This is a genomic window from Enterococcus gallinarum NBRC 100675 (assembly GCF_001544275.1).
Taxonomy (GTDB): Bacteria; Bacillota; Bacilli; order Lactobacillales; family Enterococcaceae; genus Enterococcus_D; species Enterococcus_D gallinarum.
On sequence record NZ_BCQE01000005.1, the window covers coordinates 110,087 to 123,014 of the forward strand.

The 12,928-nt window shown below is 41.7% G+C and carries 11 protein-coding genes; 1 reads left to right on the forward strand and 10 read right to left on the reverse strand.

What is annotated here, in order from left to right:
- Window positions 1-10 precede the first annotated feature (10 nt).
- The 9 genes from EG2_RS03755 to EG2_RS03800 form a co-directional block, all read right to left on the reverse strand.
- Complete coding sequence (locus tag EG2_RS03755; RefSeq protein WP_060813574.1) at window positions 11-682, reverse strand: amino acid ABC transporter permease; 672 nt, start codon at window positions 680-682, stop codon at window positions 11-13.
- Window positions 682-1,524: a transporter substrate-binding domain-containing protein gene (locus tag EG2_RS03760; RefSeq protein ID WP_060813577.1), complete on the reverse strand. Its 843-nt coding sequence runs from the start codon at window positions 1,522-1,524 to the stop codon at window positions 682-684. The genes EG2_RS03755 and EG2_RS03760 overlap by 1 nt, the downstream gene beginning before the upstream one ends.
- 46 nt (window positions 1,525-1,570) lie before the next feature.
- Entirely contained in the window at window positions 1,571-3,022 is a 1,452-nt protein-coding gene (locus tag EG2_RS03765; RefSeq protein ID WP_060813579.1) for an amidase, read from the reverse strand.
- Window positions 3,023-3,375: 353 nt separating this feature from the next.
- Entirely contained in the window at window positions 3,376-5,148 is a 1,773-nt protein-coding gene (locus EG2_RS03770) for an oleate hydratase (RefSeq protein ID WP_060813581.1), read from the reverse strand.
- A 488-nt stretch (window positions 5,149-5,636) separates the two neighbouring features.
- Window positions 5,637-6,461 carry an alkaline phosphatase family protein gene (locus EG2_RS03775; RefSeq protein ID WP_060813583.1) on the reverse strand — a complete coding sequence of 275 codons (825 nt, stop codon included), beginning with the start codon at window positions 6,459-6,461 and terminating at the stop codon, window positions 5,637-5,639.
- A 1,039-nt stretch (window positions 6,462-7,500) separates the two neighbouring features.
- Window positions 7,501-8,343, reverse strand: a complete 843-nt coding sequence (locus EG2_RS03785; protein ID WP_060813588.1) for a DUF368 domain-containing protein — start codon at window positions 8,341-8,343, stop codon at window positions 7,501-7,503.
- A gap of 197 nt (window positions 8,344-8,540) precedes the next feature.
- Entirely contained in the window at window positions 8,541-9,047 is a 507-nt protein-coding gene (locus tag EG2_RS03790) for a GNAT family N-acetyltransferase (RefSeq protein WP_060813591.1), read from the reverse strand.
- A gap of 147 nt (window positions 9,048-9,194) precedes the next feature.
- Complete coding sequence (locus EG2_RS03795) at window positions 9,195-9,821, reverse strand: glycosyltransferase family 32 protein (protein ID WP_060813594.1); 627 nt, start codon at window positions 9,819-9,821, stop codon at window positions 9,195-9,197.
- A gap of 246 nt (window positions 9,822-10,067) precedes the next feature.
- The gene (locus EG2_RS03800; RefSeq protein WP_060813596.1) at window positions 10,068-11,171 is read right to left on the reverse strand and encodes an alpha-hydroxy-acid oxidizing protein; all 1,104 of its coding nucleotides are present in this window, start codon (window positions 11,169-11,171) and stop codon (window positions 10,068-10,070) included.
- A 248-nt stretch (window positions 11,172-11,419) separates the two neighbouring features.
- On the opposite strand from EG2_RS03800, the gene EG2_RS03805 reads away from it, so the two are divergent.
- Complete coding sequence (locus tag EG2_RS03805; RefSeq protein ID WP_003127505.1) at window positions 11,420-11,941, forward strand: FUSC family protein; 522 nt, start codon at window positions 11,420-11,422, stop codon at window positions 11,939-11,941.
- Between the two features lie 180 nt (window positions 11,942-12,121).
- Here EG2_RS03805 and trhA read toward each other — a convergent pair whose 3' ends face one another.
- On the reverse strand, window positions 12,122-12,763 hold the full coding sequence (trhA, locus tag EG2_RS03810) for a PAQR family membrane homeostasis protein TrhA (RefSeq protein WP_060813600.1): 642 nt from the start codon (window positions 12,761-12,763) through the stop codon (window positions 12,122-12,124).
- Window positions 12,764-12,928: the final 165 nt, after the last annotated feature.

Here is a 12,928-nt window from a genome sequence, read left to right on the forward strand (position 1 = left end):
TTTTTGACGATCAGCCTTTTTGACTTTCAAAGCGGGCAGCAAATCGTTTTTCTAAGCGATGTTGGAGCGCTTCGATCCCGATACACAACAACCAATAAATGATCGCCACTAACACGTACATCGACATATAATCAAACGTCCGGCCGCCAACAATTTTGGCTTTTTGAAAAATGTCCGGGATCGTGATCATTGCCGCTAACGAGGTTCCTTTCAATAGGTCCATCGCGACATTGCTCAATGCTGGGACCGATATGCGAAATGCCTGAGGCAGAATGATCAACCGCAATGTTTTAGAAAAACTCAATCCCAGAGCATACGCTGCATCCCATTGCCCGCGATCCACTCCGGCGATCGATCCTCGATAAATTTCTCCAATAAAGGCACTGCTAGTCAAACTAAAACAAATAATGGCAGCTGTCAATGCGGGTAATTGATACGGCAATCCGAAATAGAGCAAAAACAACAGCACCAATGCAGGTACTCCTCGCAGAAAGGAGATATAGCCTCGAACGATCCCTCTTACCCAAGGGTTTTGAAGCATCCCCAGAAAAGTCAGCAATAAACCTAATGCATTTCCTGCGAGAAAAGAAGCAATGGCAATCCCTAACGTATAGGATAACCCTGTCAGTAAAAAAGGAAGCGACTCCCACATCAGTGGAAGATCAAGAGTTGGGATATACATTACTTCTCAACCTTTTGGATCTCTTTGTCAGATGGTACAGATACATCTGTTTGGAAGTATTTTTCGGAAATTTCTTTTAACGTTCCGTCTGCTTTCATCTCTTTTAAAACACGATTGACTTCGTCATGCAATGCTTGGTTGTCTTTCGCAAAAAGAAAGCCTGTTTCGTTCGGATTGAAGTAGACATCTTCCAAGATTTTAACTGGAATATCTGGCAAAGCTGCCACCGACATTTTTTGCAGATAATAATCATTAAGAATCACATCGGTCCGTCCGTTTGCCACATCGGTCAGATACTGGTCATTCGTGGCGTTATCATAGGTCACAAGTTTCGCACCATATTCTTCGGCTAACTTCATGTAGCTTGTATTGGGTTCTCCCGCTGCTTTTTTGCCTGCTAAATCATCGAGAGAGGCAATGCCAGAATCATCGCTTTTTCGCACGATCATACTGTCAAATGAATACTTGATTGGTTCAGACAGACGAAACTTATCCCCACGGTCTCCGCTGAGACCGAAATCATTTGCGGCAAAGTCCGCTTCACCTCTAGTCAAGGACGCCACTTGTCCGTCTACGTTGTATTCTTTGAACTGGATCGAAACACCCATCCGCTTGGCTACTTCTTTTGCAACGTCTACGTCATAGCCAACTAATTGATTGTCATCATTGTAATAAGAGGAAGGAAATAACGTACCTGACGTAGCAACCGTCAATTCTTTTGACTCTTGAACACGACTTAAACTATTGTCCTCTTTAGCCTTACTTCCGCAAGCACCTAACAACATCACAAAGGCACCTAATACAACGATATTTTTCCACTTGTTTATTTTGTTTGTTTTCATCTTTATCCCCCTAGAAAATCATTCTTGAACCGTCATTCATCGACAGTTATTTTTTAGGCAAATGAAATTGCTCCCATCGTTCAAACAATTCACCCACTTGAAAAAGTAAATCTTCGCGGCCTTTTGATGCCATAAACTGAATTCCCAATGGCAAACCTTCCTCACTAACAGCTGTTGGAAGGCTGATTGCAGGTTGGCCCGTTAAATTGGCCAATTGCGTATAGGGCGTCAGTGCCAAACTTTTGTCGAACATCTGATAAATCAAGTCTCCGGCAGCGGCAGCTGTTCGTCTTTCTATTTCTTGCAGTTCGCGACGAATCGTATCACTTTGCAAATCTTCTTCAATCAATGGCGCCGTTTGTGCTGTTGCAGGGGTCAAAAATAACTCATAATCTGCAAACAAAGCTTCCATCGTTACTGCCAGCTGATCCCAATATTGCAATGCCTGAATATAATCGGCAGCCGCTAATTTTTTGCCATATTGGTACAGCCCCCAAGTCATCAGCTCCATATCTTTCTGTTCCACTGGTCGTTGCAGCATTGCCTCGATTTCAGCAAACATTGCCGCTGTCTCTCCACCATTCATGCGATAATAACTTGCCATCATCGTTTGACCGTCAACAGGATATCGGATTTCTGTAACCTGATGTCCTTGATCTTCCAAAAATGCGACAGCTTTTTTGACAGCTGAGACAGCAGTTTGTGAAACCGGACTCCCGACTGGAGACTCGGTTGTGTACGCAACTCTCAGTGTTCGATTCTGACTGGGTCCATGATGTTTCCATTCGATTCTAGGTGCCTGATAGGGAGCCGCCGGTTGAGACGTTCGTAATCCATAAAACAAACGTTCCGTATCTCTCATAGAAAGCGTCAATGCAAAATTGATCGAAGCACCTTGCCAACTACGCCATTCTTGCGGCCCCACTGGCATAGTTCCTCGCGTCGGTTTTAACCCAATTAGTCCGTTGAAAGAAGCTGGGATACGGATGGAACCGCCTCCATCACTAGCAGCAGCTAATGGAAATAGTCCAGCCGCTACGACGGCCGCCGCTCCACCGCTGGATCCCCCTGCCGAATAGGCGGACTGCCACGGATTGCGTGTTGGACCGTACAATACTGGATCGGTAATATTTTTGAAACCAAATTCCGGGGCATTGGTTTGTCCCAAAGGAATCAATCCCAGCTGTTCCAGCCCGTTGACAAATGCACTCGTCTGCTCTGCTTTTGCATTTGCAAACAATGCAGCCGCCGATGTGGCCGGCCATCCCGCTTTACTTTGACCTAATATTTTAAGTGGTATTGGCAGCCCGCCGAATAAAGCCGCTTTTGCTTGCGGATTTTGTTCATATTGTTTAATTGCTGCTTGTCGATCAAAAGAAACAAGCGCATTTAACGTTGGCTCAACTTGCTGAATTTTTTCTTCGATCCTAGCTGTCAATTCCGAAAAACTGATTTTCTTCTGCGTTAATTGCTCTGCCCAATAGGTCGCATCTTCCATAAACCCCCCGCCTTTCACCGTAACAATTATATATTCTGTACTAAAAACCAAAAAAGCTTTTAATTAACAACCAATATACCAAACAGAGTAAAAAAGTTCAATACAAATATAACAGAATAACACTCTGTATTATTAAAAAGAAGCGATTTGTTTGATAGCGGTTCCCTTATTTTTCGCTACTCTTGTGTACATCACACAGGGGATTTTTCTACAGCATGGAAATCGTTCCCAAAAAAACTGTGCCATCCGTCAGACATATGTAACCCCAAAGAAAAGAGAGGCCGTTTAATGGCCTCTCTGGTTCTTTCGGGTATCCTGTCTTTAAGTAACGGATGTCACAGCATTCAAGTGTGTTAAACTAAATGATTTTCTTCAAGGATTTCGCCAATATAGGTATCTTTCGTCTTCTTAACAAACCCTTCCACTAATTTGCGTTCGATAAATGGCAATTCCATCTCCGTCAATTTCTTCTTATCCGATAAATAGTAAATCGCATTGGCCAATGTACGCAGATCATAGGCGGAAGCAAAGACTTCTGGAACACCTCGTTCAATAGCTAATAATTGGTAGACAGCTTCCATCGCCGTTCGTACAGAATATTCAGTCGTAAAGACGGTATCACGTTGCGTTTCGGCAAAGTTGCCGATGAAGGCTAGGTTTCGTGAACCATTCGGTATCACAAGCGGACGATCGCCAGGTTCCCGCAACATGAAGTAAGAAGTGATGAAAGGCATATACACAGGGATCGCTGAACATGATTCATTAGAGATCCGTAGAATTTCATCTTCTGGAACACCTAAGTGATACAATAGTTCTTGAACGATTTCTTGTCCGGAACAGTGTTCAATCGGTTTTTTGATATAATTTCCTGGTGTATTAGACAATAGACCATAAACCCAAGTCACCGTTTGTTGATCGCCTTGCTCTTTGAAATGAGGTTGACGATGGGTCGCAAAACTCATCAGCCAATTTGAATCTTTGATGGTGACGATCCCACCGGTCACTACCCTCCCTGTCCGTAATTTCCGTTTTGTCAAACGAGAAATATAAGGTTCAATATCAAAGTTTTGCCATGTGACTGTCGCTGATACAAACCAACTTTCTGCTGGCAGATTGTCATAAAAGACTTCTGGGCGACCAAATTCAGGAGATTGAGCAGCCAAGTTCTTCCAAAGATTCCAACTGCCGCCTAATTCATGAGTAATAGGGGCAGGTGTATGATGATCCCCTTCAGTCGAACTCTCCGTGATTGAGCCATTTGTTACAAACACCAGATCATCTGCTGTCAAAGTGATTTCTTGGGCTTTGCCATTTCTCATCAGTGTGATACTTTGGGCGATTTTCTCTCCTTCAGTGATCTTCACGTCAATATTCATGACTTTGGTTTCATATTGGAAATCGACACCTTGTGCATCAAGGTAAGCTAATAATGGTTTAACTAACGATTCATATTGATTGTAACGAGTAAATTTCAAAGCCGTAAAATCGGGCAATCCATCGATATGGTGAATGAATCTTAAAACATATCTACGCATTTCGATGGCAGAATGCCATTTTTCAAAAGCAAACATCGTACACCAATAAAGCCAAAAGTTTGATTCAAAGAACTCGTCTCCAAAAACATCCTCGATCCGTTTGCCAACAAGCTGATCTTCTGAAGTCATAAATAGTTGGACCAACTCTTTTTGGGCTGCTGCTGATAAAGTGAATTCTCCGTCATCTGCTGCTCGTTGGCCACGATCATGAATGATCCGGCAATTGGATGAGTTTGGATCGTCATGATCCAACCAATAAAATTCATCTAAGACGGAGGCATCTTCTACCTCCAATGATGGAATCGAACGGAATAAATCCCATAAACATTCAAAATGATTTTCCATTTCACGGCCGCCTCGAGTGACAAAGCCATCATGAGGAATAAATTTGCCGTCGAGTGAGCCGCCTGAAAGAGACAGCTCCTCCAGCACATGGATTTTCTTTCCCTCCATGTGTCCGTCACGAATCAAAAAGACTGCTGCTGCTAATCCAGCTAATCCGCCACCAACAATATAGGCCTGTTTCTTTTCGACATCTTTCGGTTTTCTGCTTCTTGCAAAAGCTTCATAATTTCCGTTTGTATATCTCATATGATCCCCTCCTAATATTGGTACGAATCCATGGTAGCAGTATCTTCTATTTGTGACAAAAATAACAACCGCCATTTTTCACAGATTTAGACAAATAAAGTCGTTTGTCCAAAAGTGCAAAGAATAGAAGCACTTCGTTGCCTGGTTCTAATTAAAAAAAGACGGTCCCATAAACAGTCAACAAACAGACGGAACCACCGGATCTAAACAAAACCCAATAAATTCTAACGATCGCAACTGCTGCTATAGTACCTAGGCACTCTCACAGTTTCCAAGACGCGGCAGCCACTTTCTCTCATTTACAACGTCCGTTTATTTTCACTCATGGTACAGTTCTCTGTAGGGGAACCAACAATCGATTGCTTTTTTGCTCATTCATCTGATATAAGCCATCTATTTATGCCTGTTAAGCCAAACCCAATAGACTTCCAGCAATGATGCCTTAATTTATGTTCCCTGACTTTAGCGGTTTTGTTCGTTTCTACAAATCAGCTGCGCCCAATCTGCATGCGTTCAGAAGTATCGATTTTCAATAAACTACAAATCAGTGGTGCCAACTCTAATTGATTCATTTTTTCGATCCCACAGTCTGGCGGAAAAATATCTGAAAAAATATAGAGGGGGACTTCGCGATGAGCAGCCATGCTTCCGCCATGCAACCCATATTCATCCATCCCGTGGTCCGCAGTAACAATCACTTGATATCCTGCAGCCAACCAATCGTGCAAATAAAGACCAATCAATTGGTCTGCTTGGTTGACGGCTTTTCGGTATTCTTTTGAAACAGCCGTATAACGATGTCCCGCTGTATCGATATTCATGGAATGTATCAGTAACAAATTCGGCTGATACGTGTGCAGTAAATAATGACCATCTGCAAATACATGTGAATCAGGATACTGGTTTTCACTATAAAAAATTCCATGTTGGATACTTTTTTTGTGGTCATGTTGAATACGATCTCGCTTGATTGAATAAGGTGCTTGATTGAATAATTCACTTTGCCAATAATGTGCTGCAGCTGCAGTGCTTCCGCCGGCAGCTTTGACAAGATCAAAAATCGAGAGTTCTTTGGAAGGTTGACCATCGGCATTGGTCAGAATCCCATTCCGATAGCTTGGTACACCAGTAGCCAACACTTCATACAGTGGCCGAGAACTGCTGGGCATTTCAGCATGGACTTTGATCAGTTGTGCTTGCTTATAATCCACATGATGATTCAAGATCCCCATCTGCTCAACCGCGGTATCGTATCGGCAGCCATCCAAAACCAGTAAAAGCAGCTTTTCGGTCATTTGCGATTTAATGGACATAGCTTGTCACCCCCATTTGTCTTGCTGATTCTCAAAAGCCATTTCCTAATTACTATTATAGCTAGGCCATTTCGCATCTTTTTCTTAGCAAGTCCACGTTGGAACCGGATACTTTTTTGAGGATCCAAAATCCGTTTGCTTTTTGAGGTGTTTCGTTTACAATCCCATGCAAGGATATGGGTCAGTCTCTTTTCAATAAGTACTTTTAGACTATCATAATTCATCTTTTCACCTCATTACTCATTTACTCCATCCTATCAAGCGATCGTTAACATCCAGTAAGTGTTATGAAAAGTTCATGTTAAGTTGGTAAACTTTTGCCTAACACAATAAAGGGCTCGTAAGTGTCCCCCCTTAAAAAAGCGACAAAAAAAAGCCAAATCAACACTTTGATGGCTTGGCTCTCTCAGGAAAAAATTTATTTTTTCAGTCTTTCTCATATCAATAAACAAATATTGACTTTTATTGACAAATCTCACAGAATTCTGTTATCTTTTCACGTTTTTCTAATAAAACACTTGCATTTTTTCATTAAATATGGAAACGTTCCCTTGATTTATACCCTCGCTTTCTATAAAATAAAAGCGAATAGAAACCAAAAAAGGCACCCCATCCCTTAGCGGCAACTAAGGAATAGGGCCTTGATTTGTCAGCAGCAACTGACCATCAAGTTTGCCATAGTCAATGCAGTACATCAACGTGTTTATTGTACCCAATTTTCTGGGTGATTTCTACCTCTTTTTAGGTAAATCAACACGCTTTGATCTGCTTATTTCACTATGACAAAGGTATTGGGCAGGATCGTCCGATACCTCTTTTTTATATATATCCTTTTTTAAATTTGGGCGCTTAGTGATCAGATGTAAGTTGTCCCGTTCGATCCTGTCCCCTTTTTCCAGCGACGTTTCATGATTATCTTCCAAGGGGGAGTGAGGATAGTACGTGTGAACGTCGCTATTCAGACAAAGGTTGCCTCGGTTTCTATTCCATAAAAAAACAATCGATCATCTGACCGATTGTTTTTTTGTCCACGCAGTGGTTATTTATATTTTTCTTCTAATTTACTCATCCAAGCCCCTAACCAGTACCCCAAAACAAACAGTATCACACCGCTGACCGCAGTCAGCCAGGTAAATCCGCTATAATCAGCCACTGGTGGCAAGACGATCAACACTGTTGACGCAATCACAATTCCCAAAATAAAGTGATAGACTTTCGAATGATAATGCTCCAAGAGCCACTCCATCAATTTTGAGAACAGCAGCATCACGAGTAGACCACCAATTGCGATTGGCAAGAAGACGCCTAAAATATCGAACCCCTTGAAGCCTTTTAACATTGGATCATACAAACCTAATACGAGCAATAAGTTAGATGGGCTTAATCCAGGTACCAACACACCTAATGCAATCAATCCGCCGGCCAAAACAAATCCTAAAAAGTTTGCTGGGATCGTTCCTAGAATATCACCCATGAAATAAAGAAATAAGAAACCGATGATCATTGTACCAAAGAACCAAAATAGATCCCCCATGGTTCGTTTGCTTTTAAGAGTCGATTCTTTTGCAAGTGCAGGCAATGTGCCAATAATGGCTCCGGCAAATCCCCATAAGACGACAATCTGATAATTTTGCAACAGCCATTCTAACGGTTTCGATAAAAGCCCGATCCCAACGATTCCGCCGATCCCTACTGGCAAGAAAAAGAGCAGATTTTCTTTGAAGTTTTTCGTTAAATGTGCCATAAAACGCAGCATTCGTTCATAGATCCCTAAAATTGCCGCTAGAACTCCACCGGAGACCCCCGGCAAAATAAATCCTAAAGCAATAACGACTCCTTTTAAAAATCGTGATAATACACTTTCAGTTTTTTGTTGTTCCATTCTTGTCTCCTTCATCTGTCACCATAATTTTCATTTTTTAGTTAGTCATTTACTACTATACTGGAAGCTCTATTAATTGAAAAGGAATTTTCATCCTCCTCTTGCTCCCTCTTTCGAAGTCACTAATGGCATCTCTCATCGACAGATTTTCGACTTTGATTTTTCAACAACAACGAATCGAAGAAGAGTGACTCGTTTCATATTTGTTTTTCCATTAAATAATCGGTCTGTTCGTCATCCCCCATGAAGAAAGAATGGCTGCCTACTCGTCGAAAGCCCATCTTGTTATAAAAAGCCAATGCATTGGCATTGTGTTCCCATACGCCTAACCACAAAGACGTCTTTTGTTTTGCCTTGGCAAACTCTTCCGCAAAAGACAACAATTGCTGACCATAGCCGCGGCGTTTGTAGTCACTTCGGATGTAGATCCGCTCAACTTCAAGTCCCTCTGGTGCAATCGGCTCAGTTTGAGCTGTTCCCCAATTAAGCTTTAGATAACCAGCAATAGCTTCTTCTTGCAAAAAGAAAAAAGCAGACTGCGGATTTTTCAGTTCTTTGTGCAATTTTTCTGAATGATAAGCAGCTTCTAAATAAGCTTGCATATTTTCTTCCGTATTATATGGCGCAAATGTGTCCTGATACGTCTCAATACTGATGGCTTTCAACTCAACAAGGTCAGCCGGTGTACATTGAATAATTTCCATGATAAACTTTCACTCCGATCCATTTCATTTCGTTCTATTGTGGCATAATTCATTGCCAAAGACAATAAAAAATAGTTCGTCAGCAGGCGCCCAGTCAACTGTTGCTGGGATTCTGCTTGACGAACTATTGGATCAGTAAAAAACTGTTTATAGCCAAGATCCGGAAAATTGGTGGATCACCATAGTAGTTGGGTCTTCCTCAACTTCACCAGTAATATAACTTTTTGGCGAGAAAGTCATTTGCGGGAAAATTTCTACCCCTTTAACCGTTTGACGCTGATTGTTCAGTTGTAGACCATATTCCTGCAGCAATTCAGTGACTCGAATGACGTTGGTTACTACATCTTCCGTTTTTTCTGCTCGCACAAATTCACGATCATCATAGTCATGGTACCACTCTTCCATGAAAGGATGATGGGGCACTGCACCGATGATACCGGTGGAAATTTTTGTTTCGATCTCAAATCCCATAAATGCCTCATAGTTTAATAGATTATCTAATGGTTTCACCACTTCGACATCGGTATCCATATAAATGCCGCCTTCTGTCACTAATGCATACAAACGAACAACGTCAGAAACAAAGGCCCATTCTTCTTGTTCGTAGGCTTCTTGTAAGTAAGAACCAAATTTTGAAAGATCGATCGTTGATTCGTCCCAGCGTTTGATCTCATAGTCTGGGCAAAATTTGCGCCAGGTTTCGATATATTTCTGTTCGCTTTCCCCTAATTCATTGCCCCCAAACCAGCAATAATGAATGATTTTTGGAATCATTTTACCCTCTCCTTTTTGATTTCGTTAATTTAAGTGTACAGGGTTTTCTCTCCTTTTCAAAATCATATACATTGTTACTAAAAAAAACCTTAGCAGCTCGTTCTTGATACCGGTGATTTCCTATAATCAACCCAGATTCAAAAAAGCCATAAAAAAAGCCCCGCTGCCGTGGCTTTCAAAGGTTTCAGTTCTTTGAATTTCTGGCTGCGTGCGGCAGAGGAAGGCTCTTTTTATTACTATTTTTTATTACATATAATGATTGTCCCGAAGTTTTGCTTGTCGAATATCCGCAATCGTTTGAGTCCCTGCTAATTGCATCACCATCTCTAATTCCTTTTTGAAGAAATCGAACACTTGCTGAACGCCTGTTGTACCGCCTAACGCTAATCCGTAAATCACTGGACGTCCAATCGCCACTAGATCAGCGCCAGAGGCGATTGCTTTAAAGACGTGCTGTCCACGGCGCACACCGCTGTCAAAGACGATCGGAACTCTGCCAGCGACGGCATCTGCTACGATCTGTAAAGAATCAAAAGCAGCTGGTCCACCATCTAACTGACGGCCACCATGATTTGAGACCCAAATCCCTTGTGCTCCAGCATCTAATGCACGTGCTACATCTTCTTCTGATTGAACCCCTTTGACATAAACAGGTAAGTCAGATTCCTTGGCAATGAACGCCACATCTTGAGGACTCAGTTTTTGTTTGGAGGAGCCATATACCGCATCCATTGTTTGTCCGATTCCAGACTGATAAGCTTGCACAATTGGCATAGCCAATGGAAAGGTAAAGCCGTTACGGCGATCCGTTTCTCGGTTGCCACCAACTGTAGCATCCGCCGTTAAAACAATCGCTTTGGCACCATTGCGTTTCGCCATCGCCAAAATATCCCGATTGATGCCATCATCTTTGCTCATATAGAATTGAAACCACTGAGGTGCTTGTTCTCCGCCGGCTGCCCGAATTTCTTCTAACGTACAGGAAGCATAAGAACTAGCTGTGTAAATCGTACCGAAGCGCGCAACTCCTTTTGCCGAGGCTTTCTCCGCATTGACATTGGCCAAGCCATGAGCGGCCACCGGAGCCATGATGATCGGTGCATTTAATGTATCACCGGAAAAAGTAATCCTTGTGTCTGGTAATTCAATGTCTTTGAGGACATGAGGAATAATCAGCTTATGATTGAATGCGCGTTCATTTTCTCGATAAGTGAAGGTATCCCCCGCACCGCTGGCAATGTAGCCATAGCCTCCTTTGGGAATCACTTCTTTTGCTGCCTCTTCTAAATCACGCATGTTGATAAAATCGACTGCGCCTTCTGCCGTACTTGCTTGATAAATTTTTTCCATCCCTATCCCTGCTCTCCAATAAGATAACGTTTACAATATTATGTTACGCTTGTTTGGTCAGCCAAGCAACTGATTTGCTCCAACGCTGGTAGTCACTCTTTTTTGATCACTCTCAAGCTGATTGACGTATTCTACAGGAGAGCCACGAAGGTTTTTCACAAAGAGAAGCCTTTACAGCAACCTTGCGGACTTTTTTTCACTAGCAAATACGGCTTATGGTATGATATGATTCGTTTGAAAGGGTTAAGATGATTTCTTATGAAAGGATGGCATTATTGAATCTATTTGGATTAAAATTTGGTTTACGAAATCTAAAAACGGGGATCAGCGTCTTCATTTGTATTCTTCTAAGTTTTCTTCTACAGCGTGAGACATACGTTGTTTCAACGATCACAGCTGTCTTTACCTTAAGAGAAGATCATGGGACCACTGTCAAATACGGCCGGCACCGGATTGCTGGAAATACCTTTGGCGCATTAGCATCGATCATCTGTATCGGAATTTTTAAATTTTTTGGCTACACACACCTTGTTCAGCTGCTATCGATTCCTTTCGTTATCATGCTGATGATCGCATTATTAGTGAAATTCGACTATCACGAAGGAACGGTCGGTGCCTGTGCTACCCTATTGACGATTTTATTTATGGTTCCTCAAACTGAATCCTATCTTTATGCCTTTAACCGGGTGATCGATAGTTTCATTGGGATGGCTGTTGCGATTGCCGTCAACCGCTGCTTGCCTGCATCAGCTAAAATAGTGGAAGAATAAGGTAAAAAAACGTGCTGAGCCAAATTGCTCGGCACGTTTTTGTTTTAGTCATAAAGGATTCCCTTTTCAAACAAGAAGCACTCGAAAACAAACCATTTTCGAGTGCTTCAGTTTTTTTGAGAGTGTAACGAACCTACGTTCCAACAATTTGTTCATCCTTATTTCATCATGCGCAATGTCTTAATTACTTACGTAAATCGCAAAAAACATCAATGCTGCACCTAACATGACAAACAAATGCCAGATTACATGGGTGAATCGTCTATTTTTCATACTATAAAAGAGCGAACCTACAGAATAAGCGATTCCTCCAGCAACTAACAATAGTAATCCAGTCAAATCGATATTCTGATAGAGCTTAGGTAAGACAACAATGATTGCCCACCCCATCACATTGTAGATGATCGTTGAAACTTTCGATACTTTGTTTGTTTTTGTTAATGTCAAGGATTTGTAAATAATCCCTATTACTGCAGTGGTCCAAATGACACTAAGCAAGATCAACCCAGCCATTCCTTGAACGACTAAGAGGCAAAATGGGGTATACGTACCAGCAATCAAGAGATAGATCGAGCAATGATCGAATACTTGGAAAACTTTCTTTGCCTTCGTAAAAATCAGGCTATGAAATAACGTAGAGGAAAAGAAAAGCAGAAAAAGCGAACTTCCATAAATCGCAAAAGCGATATAATCTAAGGTAGTATGGGCGCGATCCATCAGCAAATTAAAGCAAAACAAACTTAACAACGCTGCGATCCCATGTGTCACTGCATTTAATACTTCATTGATGATTTGATACTTTCGACTAAATTCTATCTCCATCTTGATCCACTCCGTTTCATTTCTTCGACTCCATTATACTCGAAAAACCATCTCATTATCAAAACTTTTTCATCTAGTTTTTAAAACTACATGTATTTTTAACTTTTGTAAAATGTTTTATCACCATCACCAAAGACAGCATCAAAAGGACACCGATCAAACCAG